Below are 21,454 nucleotides of genomic sequence, written 5' to 3' on the forward strand. Positions count from 1 at the left end.
TACAATAAAATAGCACAATTCAATATTTTATGAACCAGTCGAGCAAATTATGTATTTTTATGTCACTATGGTTAGCAGGTCAACCAACCAACAATAGATGCCCAAATGTTATGAGTACATACCTTCGATTTCTTAAGTACGCAGTTTTACATCGTATCCCAAAATATCAGAAAAAATTAACCGATCTACTGGCAAATGAAAAGCTCAAATCTACCCTCTTAGATTTGAGTAATCAAGGCCTTGAGCTTGGGGTTGTTTATGATATCGGAGCAAGGCATGCAGAGTGGTCCTCTACTCTTAAAAAGACATTCTCAAAGTCCAATTTTTTTCTGTTTGAGGCAAACGAAAAATGTACAAAAATTTTAAATGACAGTGGTTTTAAATTTTTTATCGGAGCGCTATCATCTGAAATCAAGACAGTTGATTTTTATCACAATGACTCTACTGGCGATTCTTACTATAAAGAAAATACCTCTTTTTATGAAGAAGTAAGGCCAATAAAAAAACAAGCTATTACTTTGGATTCCATTGTTAAGGATCAAAATATAGCTCTACCCGATTTTATTAAGCTCGATACTCAGGGTTCAGAATTAGATATATTGGCTGGTGGAGTGGCTTGCTTAAGACACGCATCATTAGTTTATATTGAGCTTCCTATTCTGTGTTACAACTTAGGAGCTCCTAACTTTCAAGACTATATTGAGTTTATGAAGATGAATAATTTTGTACCGTATGATATTTGTGAATTGCATTACTCTAATGGGGTAATGATTCAAGTTGATATACTATTTATCCACGATGCTAAGTTGAGTAAGATCAACCCCACATTTAATCCCTCCCTTTATTTTTTATGAAAATTGGCTTTCAGGCTGGAACCTTAAATTACAGAGGGGTGCATATTGCCATTTTTGATTACGCTCTTCATAATCAACTGATATTGGGAAATGAGTCTATTATTTTTTATGACGAGAATAATCCCGGGCCATTGCCTATCATAGAAAAGTTTAAACGCCATTTTGAGTTAGTGCCTTATAAGAATTTTTCGGATGTTAATAGGCTTAGCGATCAGCATCGCATTGATGCTGTTTATATTCAAAAGGCTGGATTGCGAGATGCTGAGTGCGTGTCTTCTGTGCCAAATTTGATCCACGCCGTCTTTCCGCAGAAGGTATCGGAGCAACATGGCGATGTTTATGCCTATATTTCTAGATGGTTAAGCAAGGAATGCTCTAACTCCAGAATTCCATACGTTGAGTATATGGTTTTATTTCCCGAGGCCAAAGGTGATCTTCGTGCACAGCTAAATATTCCTGCTAAGGCTACGGTGCTTGGCTGCTATGGGGGGCAAGATAGCTTTAATATCGGATTTGTTTTAGATCTTGTTCGGGAGTTATCGCAAGCAAGTACAAATTTATATTTCCTATTTATGAATATAGACCCTTTTACAAATCAAGAGCGCGTCATTTTTTTACCCGGCACTCCTGATATGACATATAAAAGACTTTTTATTGATACGTGCGATGCGATGCTGCATGCTCGAGAGATGGGTGAATCTTTTGGATTGGCCTGCGCAGAGTTTTCTATATGCAATAAGCCGGTGATTACTTATGGGCTATCTAGACAAAGAAATCATATTGAGGTTCTTGGAAATAAGGCTTTGCTTTATTCCAATAAAAAACAATTAAAAGAAATTATTAACCACCTTGATCGCACGTGGATTAAAAATCAAGATTGGGATTGCTACTCCCGTACTTTCTCAGCAAAAAATATTATGCAACAATTTCAAGATGTATTTCTAGCGCCAGTGTCCTTGGGTAGCACTGGCCTAACCCCCATTTCTTTTTTAGATCGCTGCCATATCGTGGGGTCGAAACTTAAAAAGAAGGCAAGGGCTTTTCAAGCAAAGCGCCAACGCTAATAATAATTGTTACGCAGTATTGATTGAGTGCTATTGTTTGAGGGTTAATACGATTAAGCGCTGCAAATTTATGGGTTTGATCGCTTATGTTGGAGGGCTCTTTCATCGGGGTAAACAATGCGAGTAGTTCTAGCCTTCCGAGGCGCATGTCAGTCCTGCGCTACCTTCAATCAAATATGCGTGTGATTTTGGGTATGCTGCGTTTAGCCTTCGGCGATAGGGTGAAACCTCTTCCTCGCTATTTGTGCCCGTTGTGATAGCAGGGCTATCTAATGGGTGGGGGGTATTAAAATATAAATTTCGTTGAATTGTCAATGTTGGTGCTGCTGTGGTGTTTGCAAAACTATTAATTAAATTACTATTAAATAGGCAAAATATGAGTCGTATTGCTATGCGCTTAATCAAGTATTATTCCTTTTACTTTGGGGGCGACCAAACACCAATGACTTGGACGGAGCGTTTTCGTTCAAGTTTTGATGTTTTTATTGGCCTGTTGTTAGTGATTACTATTGCCAAGTACCTTGGAGAATTAAGTGGTATTGATGAATGGCTCATTGCATCCTTAGGCGCAAGCGCGCTTTTGGTATTTGTCTTGCCAAACAACCCAATGGCTCAACCTTGGGCGGTGATTGCAGGTAATACTCTTTCGGCTCTCGTTGGTATTTCGACGGCTAATCTCATTTATGAGCCACTACTGGCTATTCCGATTGCCACAAGCTATTCTGTTTTAGCATGTTTATGTTGCGCTGTTTGCACCCCCCCTGCGGCTGCAGTCTCATTGATTACGGCTCTAGGGCATGTGATGCATTACCGGTATGCAGTGTTTCAGGTAATGATTGACTCTGTTTTACTCGTATTAGCGGCATTGCTTTACAGTAATGCGGGTAAGTCTTACCTTAAAAGACCACCTAGGCAGTCATAAGCCATTAAAATCAATCATTAGATAATAGCGGATGGATTATGACTCAAGTATTGCCAGTAATTTTGTGCGGCGGTTCAGGTACAAGGCTGTGGCCTATATCTCGATCTGGCTTTCCAAAGCAGTTTTTAGTACTTTCAGGTGACGGCTCCCAAAAGAGTCTATTTCAGCAAGCTATCGAGCGTGCGAATTCGGTTGCTAATTCCAGCATCCAACTGGGCCCGACACTAATTGTCACCAACGAAGAGCATCGTTTTTTAGCGCTTGATCAACTGCGCGAACTAAAAGATGTACAAGCCACATTGATATTAGAGCCTTCTGGCAGAAACACCGCACCTGCATTAACGCTTGCTGCTTTAGAAGCTCGTGAGCATGGGGAGGATCCAATTTTATTGGTTACCCCTGCTGATCAAACTGTGATCAATGGCACCGCCTTTACCCAAGCATTACAGAAAGCAGTCCGTATAGCTAGTGAAGGTGCGATTGTCATTTTAGGCATTACACCAAATACTCCTCAAACTGGTTACGGTTACATCAAGGCAAAGTCAGACATACTCAATAAAGATCGGGATGGCTTAATGGTGGAGCGTTTCGTAGAAAAGCCTGATGAGCAAACTGCCAAGCAATATTTGGCGGAAGGTGGTTACTTTTGGAATGGCGGAATGTTTGTGCTTAAAACCAGTGTTTGGTTGGCAAGCTTAAAAGAGTTTCGCCCTGATATTTTGGCTGGCGCTAAAAAGGCGTGGAAGACTAAAGAACAAGACGCCTCAGCTGATGCGATCTTTGTGCGCCCTGATAAGGATGCATTTAATGACATCCCTAGTGAGTCGATTGATTACGCTGTCATTGAAAAATGCCCAAGCATGGAGAGAAAAGACGCATTCCCTATAAAGATGGTGGAGTTAGATGCCGGTTGGAGTGATTTAGGTGCTTGGGATGCGGTATGGCAAGTTGGAATGCAAGATCAAGATGGAAATGTCATAAGTGGCGATATCTTGCTGAGCAATACTAAAAATTCATTAGTCTATGCCAATAGTCGTTTGGTTAGCGTTGTTGGGGTAGAAAATCTGATTATTGTGGAAACAGCTGATGTAGTCTTAGTCGCCGATAAGGCAAACAGTCAAGACGTTAAAAATATTGTCGGGCAGTTGACAGTCCAGCAGCGTGAAGAGAAAAATCTGCATCGTAAAGTAGTAAGGCCATGGGGTTGGTACGACAGTGTAGATGAGGGCGAGCAGTTTAAAGTAAAACGGATTTGCGTAAAACCGGGAGCTAGCCTCTCATTACAAATGCATCATCATCGAGCCGAGCATTGGATCGTGGTCAAGGGTATTGCTGAAATTATCAATGGCGATAAGACTTTAATCTTGACTGCAAATCAAAGTACATATATTCCACAAGGACAAACTCATCGTTTGGCAAATCCTGGGAAATATCCATTGGAGATTATTGAGGTACAGTCAGGTAGTTATTTGGGTGAAGATGATATTGTGCGATTTGAAGATACTTACGGAAGAAAATAAGTTGAATATTTGTTCTAGACGGATGGTTTTTTAAGAGGGTGCACATGAGCAAGCAAAAAGTAGCCTTAATCACTGGCATCACCGGGCAAGACGGCTCTTACCTGGCTGAGTTCTTATTGGAAAAAAGATATATCGTTCACGGTATTAAGCGCCGAGCCTCTTTATTTAACACTGAGCGTATTGATCATATCTACCAAGACCCTCATATCAATCATCCTGATTTGATTTTACATTATGGCGATTTGACTGACACCAGCAACCTGGTACGCATCATTCAGCAAACTAAGCCTGATGAAATCTACAATTTAGGTGCACAGTCTCATGTTGCAGTTTCCTTTGAGTCTCCTGAGTACACGGCTGATGTTGATGCAATTGGCCCCTTGCGTATCTTGGAGGCTATTCGTATTCTTGGCCTGGAAAAGAAAACCCGTTTTTATCAGGCATCCACCTCTGAGTTGTATGGCTTGGTTCAAGAGATCCCGCAAAAAGAGACTACCCCATTTTATCCAAGAAGTCCGTATGCAGTGGCTAAGATGTATGCTTACTGGATTACTGTGAACTATCGTGAGGCTTATGGCATCTATGCTTGTAATGGCATTCTCTTTAATCATGAATCCAAGCGTCGCGGCGAAACTTTTGTCACTCGTAAAGTAACTCGCGGCCTAGCCAATATTGCCCAAGGCCTTGAGAAATGCCTCTTCATGGGTAATATCGATGCCTTGCGTGACTGGGGTCATGCAAAAGACTATGTGCGCATGCAATGGTTGATGCTTCAGCAAGAGAAGCCTGAAGACTTTGTAATTGCCACTGGTATGCAGTTCACCGTACGTGAATTTATTATTCGTAGCGCTAAGCAGTTGGGTATTACGCTGAAATTTGAGGGTAAGGAAGAAAATGAGAAGGCCATTGTTTCAGCAATTGAAGGTGATAAAGCCTCGGCATTAAAAGTGGGTGATGTGATTATGCAAATTGATTCACGTTACTATCGCCCTACCGAGGTAGAGACTCTCTTGGGTGATCCTGCTAAAGCAAAAGAAAAGTTAGGCTGGGTTCCAGAGATTACTTTAGATCAAATGATTTTTGAGATGGTGGAAAATGATTTAGATAGAGCCAAACGGCATGCATTATTGAGCAATCATGGCTTTAGTATCGCAGTTGGTAAAGAGAGTTAAATATAAAAAAGCCTGAAGAAAAAAGAGACAATAAAGCAAAAGCATGATTAAAGATCTGAACCAAAAGATTTATGTGGCAGGCCATCGTGGCATGGTGGGGTCTGCCATTGTCAGAAATTTGCAGTCTCAGGGTTATGCCAATATTATCACTCGTACACGTGAAGAAATGGATCTGACCGATCAGGCTGAAGTAAAAAAATTCTTTGCTCAAGAAAAACCAGATCAAGTCTATTTAGCTGCTGCTAAGGTAGGCGGTATTCATGCCAACAATACTTACCCCGCTCAATTTATTTACGATAACTTGATGGTGCAAAATAATGTCATTCATCAAGCTTTTTTGAACGGCGTCAAAAAACTGCTGTTCTTGGGGTCTAGCTGTATTTATCCTAAGGTAGCAATACAACCAATGAGTGAAGATGTATTGCTAACTGGCAAGTTAGAGCCAACTAACGAGCCCTATGCAGTTGCTAAGATTGCTGGCATCAAGATGTGTGAAAGTTATAACCGTCAATATTGGCAATCTCACGGAGTCGATTATCGCTCAGTGATGCCCACTAATCTATATGGGCCAGGTGATAACTACCACCCCGAAAATAGTCATGTGATCCCAGCGCTCATTAGTCGCTTTCATAAAGCTAAGGTAAGCAATATACCTGAAGTAGTCATTTGGGGAACTGGGAAGCCAAGACGGGAATTTCTATATGTTGATGATATGGCTGCTGCCTCTGTCTTTGTAATGCAGCTCGATAAGCCAGTGCTTGACAAAAGTGTCAACCCAATGGAAGGACATATAAACGTCGGTTTTGGTTGCGACACCTCAATTGCAGAGTTGGCATTAGCAATTAGCAGTGCTGTGGGGTACGAAGGTAGGATTAGTTTTGATGCCAGCAAGCCTGATGGTGCCCAAAGAAAACTAATAGACAGCGCAAAACTGAGTAAGCTAGGTTGGTGTCCCGCGGTAGATTTAATGCAAGGCCTTCAGTTGACTTATAGAGATTATATTTCTAGGTCACTCTAAAGAAGAAAAATTAATTTAAATTTTGAATGAGTGAGCGATTGAATATTAAAGACAGAATTACAAAAATAATATTGAAAAATAATTTTGAATATTATTTTCTTTTAGCGGTTGGGTTGCTTCTGGCAATTTGGACGATTTCAGAAACGATAGCTTTACGAAATATTTTAATGACAATTCTTTCAATCGCGAGCTTATTAATGTTTATTAGTAAGAAAAATATAAATATATATGTGAAACAAATTTCAACATATGATGTATTGATATATATGATGATTTTAGTTGCAGTTTATTTTATTGGGTACCATGCTTTTTCTTACAACAGCTTTGATTTATCCGAAATGAATGAGTTAGTTTCGGTATTTATTAGATCTACAGCATCTTTAATAATAGGTTTCGGTGCTGGCTATTTTTTATTATTAAAGCCAAGACTTACAGCATATTTAGGCTTTGGAATTTTTATTCTATTTATTTATGAGTTAACAATTGATATTAAGGTTCTAAATGAAGCCAGTTTGGCGGTATCGGCATTGGATTACAGTAAATCAATATATTTGGGGAAAATAAATGCAGTCTTTTCTGGGGGTATTCTAATTGCCCTCATAATTTCAAGGGTATTCGATTGCTATAAAAAACAGCAACAAGTGTACCTCAAAGAATTAGTCTATTGGCTTGGAGTACCTGTGTTGTTATTTTATATCTATTATTATCACCTTAGATCTAATACAGGTGTTTTAACACTCTTTTTGCTGGCCATAATACTTTTAAGTTCAATAATATATATTTCTATTTATAGATCTATTAAATTTAGTATAAATTTTAATAAATGGAATTTTATAGTAGTATTTTTTTACTTTTTATTATTTACAGCGATGTTTTGGATAATTTTGAATTCTGCATTTTGGAAAAATATTATAGAGAATGCTTCGGTTGGATTTGATACTAAGACGTATAAAAATTGGATTAACACATCCAAGTTTGGCCCCCCTGACGCCCCATCAGGAAGACCAATTCCTATGAATGCGTATGAAAGGGCTGCGTATGCAAGTATTGGAATAGATATGATCATTCAAAATCCAATAGGTCACGGTCGTTCTAGTGAGCCATTAAAGAGGGCTCTATTATTAAACTACAATGATACCGAGATAGCATCTTCAAATGCAATCTCGACTCATAGTGCATTCTTAGATATTGCGTTGACATATGGAGTTATTACGAGCGCATCTATATTCATTATTTTTTTTGCTGTCCTAATAAAATCAGTAGCAAATATAGATCAATTAAAAACTTCAGCACCAATTTGGATTGCCATAATTATGTTAATAATGCTTTCAATTGGCGAGGCCTCAAGAAAACATTTTTTAGAAATAATATTTTTTTGTCTTAGTTTTATTTTTGTATTGTCTAAGCCGTCTAATAAGTGAAATTAAATATATAGATTAACAATTATGTTGGCATTGATTAAAGCACTTAGCTATCTAAGTTATTTTTTGATAAATTAGCTTGCATATCATTACTGTATTTCGAAAATAGCCTCTTCTTTGTTCGATGATTTAGTCGATGTTATTCAATTAACAATTCAAATGTAGGGTGTTTTACATTTTTTTCAAGCAAGATAGACAGCATCAAAATTTTATCCGCTGGCGTTACGGCTAAATGAGTTGGTTTTTGATAGTAGCCAAAAGCTTTCATTGAAATTTTTATATTTTTCAGTTGGATTGCAAGCTCTAAAATTTTATTCATAGAGATTATGTTGTAAGAAATTATACTTTCACCATCCCAAGAGTTGCCAAGGGCCAATTTTTGATAAGAGTTTTTATTTCCGACCAATGAGTCTTTATCCCAAACTCTTAAGTCGAATAAGAAGTATCTTGATGAAACTCTCAATGCTTCAATGAGCATTTCACTCCAATGGTTTAGGTGGTGAAATACGCCAAATGAAAAAACAAAATCAATTGATCCATCCTCCAATGGAATTTTTTTACCATCAAAATGTATAAATTTAGTATCTGGTTTATTGGAAAAACGAGCAATAGCAGCATTTAATAAATTATGGCTTACATCAATCCCTGTATACTCAATTGCTTCCTTGCCTTCCCTGCAAAATAGGGCTGATCCACCTGCTGCACAACCTATATCTAAAACTTTATTGCTAAATTCCAGTGCCTTAGAAAAAAAATATAATTCTGATTTATAAAGATCTTTTAATTTTGTTCGATTAATTAGCCAATAATCTATCGATTCTTTGTCTTTACCATAGCCATCACCTTTCAAATTTAGAGTTTTATCTGTATTCATCAATTTCATTCGATCTTATCCGATTCATTTGTAATGCTTCTAAAATTTGATCTCTGTGCCACAAGAACATTGATCTCATATTTTCAGGTTTTTGCCAGTCTGATATTTGAAATAAATAATTACTTGTAAGATTATACGGTTCACCAAATAAATCTATTAGTCTAAAGTCACCAGTATCGATATCTGAGTTAATAAAATCATAATCATTTATGTGTGAGGTGGTGAGGATATAAGGGATGTTAGAGTTAAGGTAATTAATAAAAAACTTTTTTATATCTGAATTGGAGAGGTGAAATAAACAATCCCTATTAATTAACAAATCCGCATACGGTAGAGGCTGTTCTGTGATATCTATATGTATAAAATTAATAGAGTCGCATGAATATTTTTTATTATTGATATCAATCAAGGGTAAGACTATGTCGCCGCCAATATATTTAATTGGATAATCTGCCAAAAATTTCTTCATCCAATTAAAGTCACCACAGGGGGCATCAAAAATTGATTGAATCTTAAATTTGTTAAGCATGAGTGGAAGATTATCCCGCAAATTTTTTGTGTAGGACAATGTTGATCCTCCGCCACTTCTGCTTTCTAGGGAGCCCCAGAAATTTAAACGGTAGATATTGGTGAATTTTTCCTCCGGATTGATGGATTTGAATATGCAATTTTTCTTGTATTTGAAGATAAATCCCTTGAAAGGGAAGCATGCAATCTTTAAAAAAAGCTCCTTTAAGTTCCTGTCATGAAATAGCACTTGCGTCTTGTTGATTAAGTACCTGAATTTATTCATTATTTGACGTGTATTTTTAGTAAATATTGGGGTTGAAATATGCAAAGGCCATTAAGGAAGGTTAGTTCATTGTCAATATTAACAGCCCAACTTCTCACGGGACCATTTTTATTTTTTTGGGGCATGAAGGTAAAGTTTCAAAAGAAAAATATCCCGCTCACCTTGCTTTGCAGTATCTTTATTAAGGGCTTCTAATGATGGCATATATAAAATTTACACATCCAAGGGTGGGGCTGGATTAAACAAGTTAAATATATAGTTAGCGCCCCTGGCGTTATCAGAGTTAAGAAGTTATTGATTGCTAAATCAGGCTCGGAAAAATTTTTTATCATGCCAAACATAGTTGCAACATTAAATTTACTTTGGGGTGGTGATCTGGAGTCGTTGGTTGATCTGTGAATATAGTCCAGATGATTGATGGATATTGATTTAGCAGATGATAGTAAATTCTGCCCATATTCTATGTATGCAACCTTTATGATTGGATATGTTTGTAGGGTGCCAACGGCACCCCCTATTTCAATAAAAGAATTGGGCTGAGATGAGATACTTTTTACCTGACAATTAACATTGTCCACTATAAGTTTATTATTTTCTTTAACAGGTTTAGGGGACTGCATACTTCTTTTATTTCCAATTGTATTTACGCCCTGAAGCAATTGGTTTTGTTTGTTATAAACTTACCGCGAGTATCTATTAAAAGTCTCGAATAGTCTTGTATTAACTTATAATCAAAATCATCATGGTCTGTTATTAAAGCTACGCAGTCAAACTTTGTTATTAATTCTTTAGTTAAATTATTTTTTAAAATATTAAATTCTTTATTTTGCAGAAGAATCTTGTTTTGTTTTATATGTGGATCGTAAAGTGTGACATTTGCGCCGGCCAATTCAAGGTTTTTGGCTATATCAATGCATGGCGATTCTCGCATATCGTCGATATTTTTTTTGTAAGCCAAGCCCAAAAGAAGTATGCTGCTGTCATTTAGAGATTTTTTGTGCAAATTTAATGCGAATTGTATTTTATCAATCACAAAGTTCGGCATCGCAGAATTAATTTCCCCTGCAAGCTCTATAAACCGAGTGTGAATTCCATACTCTTTGGCTTTCCAGGTTAAATAGTAGGGGTCAATTGGTATGCAGTGGCCACCCAGTCCTGGACCGGGATGGTAAGCTACAAATCCAAAGGGTTTGGTAGATGCTGCCCCAATAACCTCGTAAATATCAATCCCCATCTTATCTGCAACCAGTTTTAATTCATTTACTAAGCCAATATTGACTGCTCTATGAATATTTTCCAATAGCTTGGACATTTCTGCAATCTTAGGCGAGGAAACCCGGATTACTTTATCAATTACCGATTCATAGAGACTTGCGGCAACCTCCAGACAGTTTTTTGTTACACCACTACAAATTTTTGGGATTGTTTGGGTTGAATAATTTGGATTTCCTGGATCCTCCCGTTCTGGAGAGAATGCAACAAAAATATCTTCGCCAATTATCATTCCAAGGGCTTGAATTGGTGTCGCTAATTCTTCTTCAGTAGTGCCTGGGTAGGTTGTTGATTCTAGTGAAATAATCTGTCCCTTTTTTATAAATGGGAGTATGGCTTTAACTGTGCTTCGTATATGGGACAAATCCGGGGTCAAAAATTTATCCAAAGGTGTTGGTACGCAGATTATGATTGCATCAACCTGAGATATTTTTGAGAAATCTGATGTTGCTGTAGCACCTCGTGATACTGCGGAGATGATTCTATCTTCAGGGATATGGGCTATGTAGCTTTCTGATTTTTTGAATGAGGCAATCTTATTTTGATCAACATCAAACCCCATAACCTTAAATCCAACATCCGAAAATCTTAATAATAGCGGTAAGCCAACATACCCCAATCCAATAATACCAATGCATGCAGACTTGTCACTCAGCCTTTTTCTAGTATTCAAATAGTTCATTTTGATTTGTTCTCGTAAATAAATGCATCAAACCATAAGGCGGTATTTACCCACTGCCATATGGGAAATGAATTGGCCAATCCATTTTTTTTGTAGATAGACATGGATCTATTAATTTCTGTTACGTTAAAGAAGCCAATATTTCTAAAGTTGGTTGAGTTTACTAAATCAAGCACCCAATCCGATAACTGTTTTGTCATCCACTCTCGCTGTGGTGTGACTACAGGACGTTTTTTAGACCAAGTGATTTCATCGGGTAGTTTATTGCGCATTGCCGCCCTTAGAACATACTTATTAAAATTAGGAGTAATCTTAATATCGGCGGGGAGGCTGGCTGCAAATTCTACAACCCTATAGTCTAAAAGTGGTTGACGTAATTCAACGCCATGAGCCATTGATTTTCGGTCATTCATGCGTAAAACTCTATACAACTTCGTTTGGGTAAGATCCCTATGTAATTCATTTGCTAGATTGTCTGAGAATGGGCGATCAAAAATCGTTGGCTTTGCAAGATGGTGTATCTCATTTTTTATGCACAATGTATTTAAATAGTTGGAACCGTCTTGGTAGACTGCTTTTTTAATGAATTTAGTATTAAAAGCTTGTGACAATAGCTTTCTTTGGTTGCTTGTTCTCAAGAGAAAAGAGAAGGCTTTAAAAAAATCTCTACTATTGAGTAAGTTGGAGAAATAGGAGTATTTGAAGTATTCATATCCAGCAAATAGCTCATCACCACCCTGGCCTTCAAGGGAAACCTTGAGCCCTAGTTTTTCCATCTCTATATCAATTAATTCATAAGAGAGTGTGCCAATTCCACCATAAGGGGCCTCCTGGGACAGCATTGCATTTATTGCCATTGATGGAACCAGTTCAGGCGTTAATCTTGGGGTATGCCGAATGATGTTTTTTCCGTTAATAACTTTGCTGGCATATTGATCTTCGTCATACCGTGGATCATCAAACAAAGCCGTAAATACATGTATGCCTTGATGAAAATTTGATTGCCTTAAGAAAGATTCGGTAATGGCCGAAGAATCAAGACCACCAGTTAAGTTTAGGGATATTGCAACATCACTCCTCATTCTTATTTTTACGGCTTGATCCATTAACCAACCCAATTCTTCTATGATTTCATCTAGTGATTTTTTGGGTGAGCGAATGTTTGGTGATGTTAATTTCCACCATTGGTGTATTTGAATGTTTAAGTCAATATTAATTGTCAGGGAATGTCCAGGCTTGAGGGAGTGAATTTCATTAAAAAAACTTTCATCCGGCTGCTCATACTCACCAAGTGAGAGATATTTTCCCCATACCAATAAGTTCGGTGATGCTTCAATACCGGCCGCGAGTAAGCCCTTTATTTCTGAAGCAAAAAAGAATTGACCATTTCTTTGTGTGTAAAAGAAGGGCTTTACGCCCAAGCGATCCCTGCTGCAAAATAATTTATTTTTATCATGATCCCAAATCGCAAAAGCAAACATGCCATTAAAGTGATGGACGCAACTTTCGCCCCAGGCAATATAGGCAGCTAATATAATTTCTGTGTCGGAAGAGCTGGAAGAGTTATATGATAAGGCTCTTTTAATTTCTATATAGTTATATATTTCCCCATTGAATACAATGGTATACCTTCCGCAGGAGGAGTGCATGGGCTGATTGCCAGCACTGCTGGTGTCAATGATCGCAAGCCTTCTGTGACCCAGCCCAATATGAAACCTGTGGTTAATCCATACTCCTCTGCCGTCCGGCCCCCTATGTGCTAAGCTGTCCGTCATTTTATCCAAGAGATGTGGGTCTATCTCTCCTCCAAGTATCCCGGCAATTCCACACATATTAGAGCGCCTCAAATGCTTTGCCACAAAGCATTAATTGTTCTGCAATAAAAAAATCAAACTTATCATCTATATCAACAGATCTTTCAATTGGCATATAGTACGGAACAGTTTTCTCTCCATACATGGAATTACTACCCATAAGAATATTTCTTTTAGTTAGATAGATGGCCCCATTTCTAGAGAAGGATGCAGGTGATAAATCCTGTCGCCTTATACTCTGATCGCTTTGCGAGATAAAGGGGGTAAGGTATCCATCGGGATCAATCTTCTTGGTTAAATAAGGATGATTTTTTGATTCAGTGATTGAGGTTAGGCTATCGCAAGTTAGGGTTTCAATTAATTGAATGGAATTTTTTATATCGCAGGGTCGTCGAAGTGGCGAGGTAGGCTGCAGAGTGAGGATCCAGTCAATAACTATTTTGTCTCTAGTTTCCACAAAATTGGTTGCATGCTGAAGAACTGCTACTGAACTGGCGTCATCACTTGAAAGTTCAGGAGGCCTAATAAATGGAGCTGAAATATTATATTTATCTGCAAGCTCGATAATTTCTGGATCATCGGTAGAAAGAACTATGTCGTAAAAAAGATCGCGACAAGCACAAACACATTCAAATGTCCATGCTATCAAAGGTTTTCCACCAATTGCCTTTAAATTTTTCCCGGGCAATCGTTTGGACCCCATTCTGGCTGTTATGACTGCTATGGTACGCCCACTAGTATTTTGTTGGCGGCTTTTAAAGATCATGGAATACCTTTTGCGTACTTCCTAGAGTTACCGTGGAAAGAATTTGTGCAATTTTTAGTCCTGAATTTCCATTGCCAAAGAGGGGATTGCTGGCATATGGACCGTGAGAGACTTGTATTCTTATCAACTTTTCGATTTCAGATGAGATTGCGTGTGAGTCAATAACATTTTCAGCTCTTTCCCTATTAAACTGTCTGCTGCCTATGTTGATGGCAGGCGTACCTAAATATGCCCCTTCTCTGAGAGCGCTTGAGGAATTTCCAATAAAGCAAGCACAGTTTTTCATGAGGCGGGCGTAGTCTTGAATGCTAAAGTTTCTATGCAATCTCAACCAGCCTGGATTTTCTGTCTCCCTAAATGATCTGAGTTCATGAGAGATTGCATCGCTACCTGCATCGATATTCGGCCACAACCATATCGTCGGCATCTTAATTCTATTTAAAGCCTCGATTGTTTCTTTAATTTGTGATGATGCTAAATTAAACTCCGTTGTTACAGGATGTTGTAAGACCAGTAAATAAGGCTTATTTAAATCTATCGTTGCCCCCACGCCACCATTTTTTTCTAGCAAGTCAGGGGTTACTTGAAGATCCGTATTTGTAATTTCATCAATAGACGGACAGCCTGTTAAGAAAACCCTTGAGGGATCTTCCCCCATTTGAATAACGCGTTTTTTTGATAATTCAGTTGTAACAAAATGAAAATGTGCAAGTTTTGTAATCGCATGTCGAACCGATTCATCGATCGAGCCCGTAACCTCACCCCCTTGAGTATGCGCTACATGAATATTCATATAAGATGCAGCCACAGCTGTTGCAAGTGTTTCGTATCTATCGGCAACAGTAAGAACAATATCAGGCTTTAAAAAATCGAAAATTGTTGTTAATTCTTGTATCGCAAAACCAGTAGATTTTGCCATGGCAGAGGGCGTATCGCCCTCTAAAACAACATGGGCTTTTGCCGAAACGTTATATCCATCGCTTTCAATAAGTTTGATAACCTCACCAAATCTATAAAGTAAAGCAGATGCAGTAACAACAATTTGAAGGTTAATGTTTGAATTAGCTTGTAAAGCTGAGAGTAGCGATCGTATGCGACCATAGTTTGCTCTCGATGCTACAACAACACATATATTTCTTTTCCCGTTCACTCAAAATCCCCTTCTTGCAAAAATTCACCAGCTGAAATATCACGGGATAATTTCTTTTTGGAGTATTTTTGATCATAATCTTGTTCGCTTATACCAAACCCTGGTTTTAGCCAAACAATATCAGCCTCTTTCAATAATTTTCCTTTTTCAATATTTCGACATGCTGCAACTGATTTGGAAAATAATTTTCTGATTGATATCTTTTTGTTTACATTTTTATTCTTATCAAAATCTGAAGATATTGCCTTATAAGTAAAGTCAACCCCAATCTTTAGTTCTTTGAGTTGCTCGATTGTCAGGGATGATGTTGTGTCCGGGCCAAACATGCATTTGCTAAATGTTGCATGTACCTCTATAACTCTGGCGCCTCTGGATGCGGCGATAATAGCGGGCCAAATTACCCCTGAGTGATCAGATAGTCCAATGGGACAATTAAACATGGAAATGTATTTATCTAATACGTTTATGCCAACATTCTCGGCTAAAGTTGGGTATTCCGTGGTGCATTGCAAAATTGCATATCTATTTGGGGCTTTTGAGTTAAGAAATTTTACCAAAGCGTTAACTTCATCAAAGGTGGTCAGTCCAGTAGAGGCAATAATCGGCTTTTTTGTATTGGCTACCCATTCCAGCAATCTTCTTGAGTGTATTTCACCGGAAGAAATTTTCCATGCGCATATTCCTATTTCATTTAGCATCTGCGCTGCTGCAATTGAGAATGGGGATGACAGAAAAATTAGACCTAGTTCCTCAGCATGAGATTTAAGCCCCCTCCACTCTTCAAGCGTAAATTCAGTTCTTCTCCAATAATCATAGCGAGTTTTATCTTGATAGCTAAAATTAATTCTAAAAGGCTCATCTAGACTGCTCTCATGGGATGCAATATGGGTTTGAAACTTGACCGCATCAAAGCCAGTCTTTGAAATCGCTTCAATCATAGAGTGCGCGAAACCGAGACTACCATCGTGAGACAGTCCTATCTCAGCAATCAAAAATGGGGTTTGATTGCATTGAAATATAGAGTTAATTTTTGACATGATCTTAACTTATGAGGCGAGGTTAAAGGAATAACACGGTGCACCGCATGCATTGGTTTGAAATGAAAATATTTGGCCTGCAAAAGCAGAGTGATCAATACCTGAATTGTTTGAGTTATAAACAGAGGAGGTAACAAATAGGCTATCCATATGTTTTCCACCAAAGCATGGCATCGTTGGATTTTTCACTGGCATTTGCATTCTTTCGATTACCGCTCCATCGGGAGAGAGAACCACTATCTCTGAAGCGTTATACATAGCTACCCAATAATTTCCCTGTTGATCTACGGCAGCACCATCTGGCTTTCCTTTGTAATTCGGCCAATCATTAAAATCAAAGAACAAACGCCTATTACGCAAATTTGCCGTCTTAATATCTAAATCAAATATTTCAATAATTTGATTTGTGGAGTTTGACCAGTAAATAAATCTTTGATCCGGGCTAAAAGCAATACCGTTTCCTGTAATATTATTATCTGCAACGCACCTAAGATATGGGGTGCCATCCTTGAAAAAAAAAGTATAAAGATTTCCTAGCGGACGATCTTTGGAGCGATAAAGCGATCCTACCCACAATCTGCCGAATGAGTCACATTTCCCATCATTAAATCTAATTAATGTTTTATCATAGGGCGCTTCAATTAGGAGGGTAAATATACTTAGCTCAGTATTTAAGTGATAAATTCCATCAGATTGGGCTACTATTAATCCACCTTGTGCACATAAAACAATGCAACCAGGTTCATCATTAGTTACCCAACTCCTTAGTAGCTCGCTTTTTAAGTGAAGCTCGTAAATTTTTTTGCCAAGAATGTCACACCAATAAATTAAGCCGTTGATATCATCCCAGATAGGTGATTCGGCCAATAAATTTGAAGGATTGAATTTGGAGTGTAGAACAGCTTTAATAGCATTCATCTATAGTTTTTTTAATAAATACCTATTTTCACCAACACCATGTTTCCATACAAGATCCTTCGTTAAGCCCTGTAAATTCTTTTGATAGATATATTCAACTTGATCAAAATCACAACCACGCTTGAGACGTTCGAACTGAAAACCATGGTCAACTAATAAACCTTCAATCTCATCTTGCGTGCTTCTTGTATTGATGGGGGCCATTATGTGATCTAGCATGTAAAAAATTCTGTTGGTTGGGGTTCCCAGCATTTCAAAAATTGCTTGTGCGATATGTTGATCAACGGTTTCATTACATTCCTTAGTAATTCAGTCATATCCCAGTGAAGTCCACCTGGTTTTTCGATAAGATATAAAAAACATTCACCATGTGGTTTTAGAGTCCTGTGAATTTCTTTTAATCCAAGAGGAATTGATTCGGTATGATGAAGGACTCCATTGGAAAATATAAAGTCAAAAGTATTATCCGCAAAAGGTAAATTATGAACACTCCCTAATTTAAAAGAGGTTTTAGGGGAGATTCTTTTGTGGCGATCTAATGCGGTATTAATATTTAACTCAGAAAAATCAATCCCAGTGACGTGCTTAAAACCAAGTGCGCTAAGAGCGTAAGTATATCTTCCGCCTCCACAACCAGCATCTAGCGCAATCTTATCGCCAATCTTGCCAAGATTGACTTGATTTCTTTCCAAACGAGTTTTAAGAAGCTCTAAAGACTCAATATAGTAGTGATTCTCATCAAATTTAGAAAAAAGACTGCCGTAATGATTTTGTGTCTCCACTTTAAAATCAAGCAATTTATTAGAATGAGGTTGAAATTCTAGTTGAGATTTAAAGTACGAGATTGAATCATTAAATTGTTTCGCTCTTAGGGTTATGTCCGATAATAAATTGGAAAAATCTACACATTCAAAGTCAGACCTGCAAAGCATTTCATCAGTTCTTTGAAAAAGTTCCCATGCTATGATAGTTCTTTGAAAGAATGAATCTGGCGTCGTTGGCAGAGACTGTATAAAGTTTAAAAAACTATCTGCTTCTTTGGCGAATGGAGCACCATTTTTTATACAATCAACCTCTGTATCGAATCTGGTAATGGGGGCATTCATATTTTAATTTTCCGGTGATTACTTAACGCTCTATTTTACATATGACAACCAATCAAAAAACTTTATATAAATTACTTGTGGAGGCTTGGGGCTTATTAAGCACTCAAAGACATTTTCAGCTTATGGGTTTAGTGATATTGATGATATGTGCTTCCATATCGGAGGTAATAGGTGTGGGAGTTGTATTGCCTTTTATTGGAATTTTATTGTCCCCAGATCCATCTGATCAACCATACATACCCAAAACTGCCCTAGAATTGATTGGTGTAGAAGGTGAATCTGTTATTTATTTATTTTTAGTAATATTTTCAATTGCAGTAATATTATCCGCTTTTATCAGACTGCTTTTACTATACGCAAATACAAAATATTCATTTGCTATAGGATCCGACTTAAGCATTGATTTATATAAAAAAACAATACATCAAAATTATTTGTTTCATATATCTAGAAGCAGTAGTATTCCAATCGATATTATAATAACAAAAACAAATGGACTAATACACAATTGTGTATTATCTGTAATTAATTTAATTTCTTCTTGTATATTAATTTTTTTTATTAGTTTAATATTGTTTATAATAAAACCAATTCTAATATTTGTATTATTTATAGTAATATCAATATTATATTTTTTTGTGTTATTTAAGAGCAAAAAGAAATTATTAAATAACAGTAATATAATATCTAAATCCTCTGAGAATATAATGAAGCTTTTGCAGGAATCTTTGGGTGGGATTAGGGAGGTAATACTTGGAAATAATCATGAATTCTATGTATCTCGTTACAAAGATTATGATTCTGCACTCAGAAAGTCTCAGGGTTCAAATATCTCAATTAGTCAATCTCCAAGATATGTCATAGAGGCGGCTGGGGTTTTATTGATAGCAATTTCTTCAGTTGTACTTGTTGTGTTAATTGGTATGCCGAAAGAATTTGCACTGCCGATTTTGGCTGCTATAACTTTAGGTGCTCAACGTCTAATCCCATTAATTCAAAATACATATGTTTCATGGTCAAATCTACAGGGTTCATATCATAGCTTAAGGGACGTTATTGGGGCGATTAAACAGCCATTACCCAATAAAAGTAGCTCAATTATTGACGGTTTAGATTTTCATCAATGCATTAAATTAAATGATGTATATTTTGCTTATACTCCAAATAACTTTATTTTGAAGGCTGTTAATATAACCATAGAGAGTGGTGATAGTATTGGACTAATTGGAGTGACTGGGGGTGGTAAAAGTACGCTGATTGACCTAATTTCAGGATTAGTAAGGCCTACATCCGGGAGTTTAACTGTTGATAATGTCGAAATTGACTCATCTAATTCTGCATCTTGGTGGGATTTAATCGCTTATGTTCCCCAAGATATATTTTTGTTTGATAGCACTTTAATTGAAAATATCGCGCTAGGGCTATCTATTGATATGATTGATTACGATTTTGTTATTGAGTTAATTAAGAGGGTGAACTTATTTGATGAAATTATGTCTATGCCTAATCAACTTATGACTCATGTTGGAGAGCGAGGCGTTCAATTATCAGGCGGGCAAAAGCAAAGAATTGCAATTGCTAGGGCTTTATATAAAAATCCTAAAGTCCTTATTCTCGATGAAGCTACTAGCGCACTAGATAATCATACAGAGTCTAATATTATCGAATCAATTCATGGCTTCTATTCACATCTTACTATTATCATGGTGGCGCATAGAATTTCTACTTTAAATTCATGCAATAAAATATATGAAATTAAGAATAAGAGATTAATTCAAAAAGATAGCCTAATATAGCTTTTTGGGTATAAATCTTATTTAGTTAGAGTAAAAATTATATTTAAAAGGAAATACAATGACTGCATATTTTGGCTTACCAGAGAAAGTTCTTTTTTGTAAGCGGTGTGTTATTTCAAATCAACGCCCAAGTTCAACAGTAGAATTTAAGCATACAAGTGATGAAAAAAAATCTACGATTTGTTTTGATGAGGATGGGGTATGTGATGCATGCCGTTACCAAGAGGTTAAGGCTGGAAAAATTAACTGGGATCAACGAGAAAAATCATTAATCGAAACTCTTGATAAATTTAGAAGCAAGGATGGTAGTTATGATGTTGTAGTGCCGGGAAGTGGCGGGAAAGATAGCGCGTATGCCTCACATATACTCAAGTATAAATATGGAATGAATCCATTAACGGTTACATGGGCCCCCCATAAGTACACTGATATAGGCTGGAAAAACTTTGAAAACTGGATTCATGTTGGAGGTTTAGATAATATTTTATTTACTCCGAGCGGACACCTGCATCGTTATCTTACACGTCAGGCTTTTTTGAATTTGCTGCACCCATTTCAACCTTTCATTGTCGGTCAGCGGATGATTGGGCCGTTAATGGCTGCAAAGTTTGGCATTAAGCTCGTTATGTATGGCGAAAATCAAGCTGAATATGGAAATGATCCAAATGACAACTTTCGACCAACAATGGATCGAAAGTTTTTTTCTATCGGTGACCCCGGGGACATTGCATTGGGGGGTAAAAAAATAAGAGACATCTTGGCAGAAACAGACTTTACATTGAATGATTTTGCTCCCTATATTCCCCCTAGCGCTGACTATTTAGAGCAACGTGGTATTGAAGTGCATTATTTGGGATATTATTTAAAGTGGGATCCTCAGGAATGTTATTACTATGCCACTGAGCACACAGGCTTTCAGGCTAACACTGAGCGCACTGAGGGAACATACTCTAAGTACAGCAGTATCGATGATAGGATCGATATGTTCCACTATTTCACAACGCTAGTAAAGTTTGGCATAGGTCGGGCAACTTACGATGCTTCACAAGAAGTGCGCAATGGAAAAATAACGCGTGAAGAAGCGGTTCTCCTGGTTAAGCGATACGACGAAGAGTTCCCGACGAAATATTTTAAGGATTTTCTCGAATATATCTCGCTGACCGAGGATCAATTCCACGCTACGGTTGACGTATTTAGATCGCCTCATTTATGGGGTAAAGAAGATGGATTATGGAGGCTAAAACATGCAGTTTGGAAGGAATTTGCCTCGTGAGC

The 21,454-nt window shown here is 37.4% G+C and carries 19 protein-coding genes; 9 read left to right on the forward strand and 10 right to left on the reverse strand.

The window, feature by feature from the left end:
- Positions 1 to 110 precede the first annotated feature (110 nt).
- From ICV89_RS01505 to ICV89_RS01535, 7 genes are all read left to right on the forward strand, one after another.
- Positions 111 to 854, forward strand: coding sequence for an FkbM family methyltransferase (locus tag ICV89_RS01505; RefSeq protein WP_215309058.1), 744 nt, complete (start codon positions 111 to 113; stop codon positions 852 to 854).
- The gene (locus ICV89_RS01510) at positions 851 to 1,918 is read left to right on the forward strand and encodes a glycosyltransferase (protein ID WP_215309060.1); all 1,068 of its coding nucleotides are present in this window, start codon (positions 851 to 853) and stop codon (positions 1,916 to 1,918) included. The genes ICV89_RS01505 and ICV89_RS01510 overlap by 4 nt, the downstream gene beginning before the upstream one ends.
- A gap of 376 nt (positions 1,919 to 2,294) precedes the next feature.
- On the forward strand, positions 2,295 to 2,840 hold the full coding sequence (locus ICV89_RS01515; protein ID WP_215309062.1) for an HPP family protein: 546 nt from the start codon (positions 2,295 to 2,297) through the stop codon (positions 2,838 to 2,840).
- Positions 2,841 to 2,878: 38 nt separating this feature from the next.
- Positions 2,879 to 4,360, forward strand: coding sequence for a mannose-1-phosphate guanylyltransferase/mannose-6-phosphate isomerase (locus tag ICV89_RS01520; RefSeq protein ID WP_215309064.1), 1,482 nt, complete (start codon positions 2,879 to 2,881; stop codon positions 4,358 to 4,360).
- Between the two features lie 44 nt (positions 4,361 to 4,404).
- On the forward strand, positions 4,405 to 5,532 hold the full coding sequence (gene gmd / locus ICV89_RS01525; RefSeq protein ID WP_215309066.1) for a GDP-mannose 4,6-dehydratase: 1,128 nt from the start codon (positions 4,405 to 4,407) through the stop codon (positions 5,530 to 5,532).
- 43 nt (positions 5,533 to 5,575) lie between these two features.
- A complete protein-coding gene (locus ICV89_RS01530; protein WP_215309068.1) occupies positions 5,576 to 6,550 on the forward strand; it encodes a GDP-L-fucose synthase in 975 nt (324 codons plus the stop codon).
- Positions 6,551 to 6,588: 38 nt separating this feature from the next.
- Complete coding sequence (locus ICV89_RS01535; protein WP_215309069.1) at positions 6,589 to 7,971, forward strand: hypothetical protein; 1,383 nt, start codon at positions 6,589 to 6,591, stop codon at positions 7,969 to 7,971.
- Between the two features lie 139 nt (positions 7,972 to 8,110).
- On the opposite strand, the gene ICV89_RS01540 is transcribed toward ICV89_RS01535, so the two are convergent.
- The 10 genes from ICV89_RS01540 to ICV89_RS01585 all read right to left on the reverse strand — a co-directional run bounded on the left by ICV89_RS01540 (position 8,111) and on the right by ICV89_RS01585 (position 18,383).
- Positions 8,111 to 8,845, reverse strand: coding sequence for a class I SAM-dependent methyltransferase (locus ICV89_RS01540; protein WP_215309071.1), 735 nt, complete (start codon positions 8,843 to 8,845; stop codon positions 8,111 to 8,113).
- Positions 8,832 to 9,413, reverse strand: a complete 582-nt coding sequence (locus tag ICV89_RS01545; RefSeq protein WP_215309074.1) for a hypothetical protein — start codon at positions 9,411 to 9,413, stop codon at positions 8,832 to 8,834. Before ICV89_RS01545 ends, ICV89_RS01540 begins: the two co-directional genes overlap by 14 nt.
- Positions 9,414 to 10,281: 868 nt before the next feature.
- Positions 10,282 to 11,592 (reverse strand): nucleotide sugar dehydrogenase, encoded by a 1,311-nt coding sequence (locus tag ICV89_RS01550; protein WP_215309076.1) that lies wholly within the window; start codon positions 11,590 to 11,592, stop codon positions 10,282 to 10,284.
- Positions 11,589 to 13,424 carry an asparagine synthase (glutamine-hydrolyzing) gene (gene asnB / locus ICV89_RS01555; protein ID WP_215309078.1) on the reverse strand — a complete coding sequence of 612 codons (1,836 nt, stop codon included), beginning with the start codon at positions 13,422 to 13,424 and terminating at the stop codon, positions 11,589 to 11,591. Before asnB ends, ICV89_RS01550 begins: the two co-directional genes overlap by 4 nt.
- Position 13,425: 1 nt before the next feature.
- Positions 13,426 to 14,172 carry a cytidylyltransferase domain-containing protein gene (locus ICV89_RS01560; RefSeq protein ID WP_215309080.1) on the reverse strand — a complete coding sequence of 249 codons (747 nt, stop codon included), beginning with the start codon at positions 14,170 to 14,172 and terminating at the stop codon, positions 13,426 to 13,428.
- The gene (gene neuC / locus ICV89_RS01565; protein WP_215309082.1) at positions 14,162 to 15,322 is read right to left on the reverse strand and encodes a UDP-N-acetylglucosamine 2-epimerase; all 1,161 of its coding nucleotides are present in this window, start codon (positions 15,320 to 15,322) and stop codon (positions 14,162 to 14,164) included. The genes ICV89_RS01560 and neuC overlap by 11 nt, the downstream gene beginning before the upstream one ends.
- Positions 15,319 to 16,359: an N-acetylneuraminate synthase family protein gene (locus ICV89_RS01570; protein WP_215309084.1), complete on the reverse strand. Its 1,041-nt coding sequence runs from the start codon at positions 16,357 to 16,359 to the stop codon at positions 15,319 to 15,321. The genes neuC and ICV89_RS01570 overlap by 4 nt, the downstream gene beginning before the upstream one ends.
- A gap of 9 nt (positions 16,360 to 16,368) precedes the next feature.
- Complete coding sequence (locus tag ICV89_RS01575) at positions 16,369 to 17,277, reverse strand: SMP-30/gluconolactonase/LRE family protein (protein ID WP_215309086.1); 909 nt, start codon at positions 17,275 to 17,277, stop codon at positions 16,369 to 16,371.
- Positions 17,278 to 17,496 (reverse strand): hypothetical protein, encoded by a 219-nt coding sequence (locus ICV89_RS01580; RefSeq protein WP_215309087.1) that lies wholly within the window; start codon positions 17,494 to 17,496, stop codon positions 17,278 to 17,280. It lies immediately after the preceding gene.
- Positions 17,490 to 18,383, reverse strand: a complete 894-nt coding sequence (locus ICV89_RS01585) for a class I SAM-dependent methyltransferase (RefSeq protein WP_215309089.1) — start codon at positions 18,381 to 18,383, stop codon at positions 17,490 to 17,492. Before ICV89_RS01585 ends, ICV89_RS01580 begins: the two co-directional genes overlap by 7 nt.
- A gap of 41 nt (positions 18,384 to 18,424) precedes the next feature.
- On the opposite strand from ICV89_RS01585, the gene ICV89_RS01590 reads away from it, so the two are divergent.
- Both ICV89_RS01590 and ICV89_RS01595 read left to right on the forward strand, forming a co-directional pair.
- The gene (locus tag ICV89_RS01590; protein ID WP_215309091.1) at positions 18,425 to 20,179 is read left to right on the forward strand and encodes an ABC transporter ATP-binding protein; all 1,755 of its coding nucleotides are present in this window, start codon (positions 18,425 to 18,427) and stop codon (positions 20,177 to 20,179) included.
- Positions 20,180 to 20,237: 58 nt separating this feature from the next.
- Entirely contained in the window at positions 20,238 to 21,452 is a 1,215-nt protein-coding gene (locus ICV89_RS01595; RefSeq protein WP_215309094.1) for an N-acetyl sugar amidotransferase, read from the forward strand.
- Positions 21,453 to 21,454: the final 2 nt, after the last annotated feature.

Source organism: Polynucleobacter sp. Adler-ghost, from assembly GCF_018688495.1.
GTDB lineage: Bacteria > Pseudomonadota > Gammaproteobacteria > Burkholderiales > Burkholderiaceae > Polynucleobacter.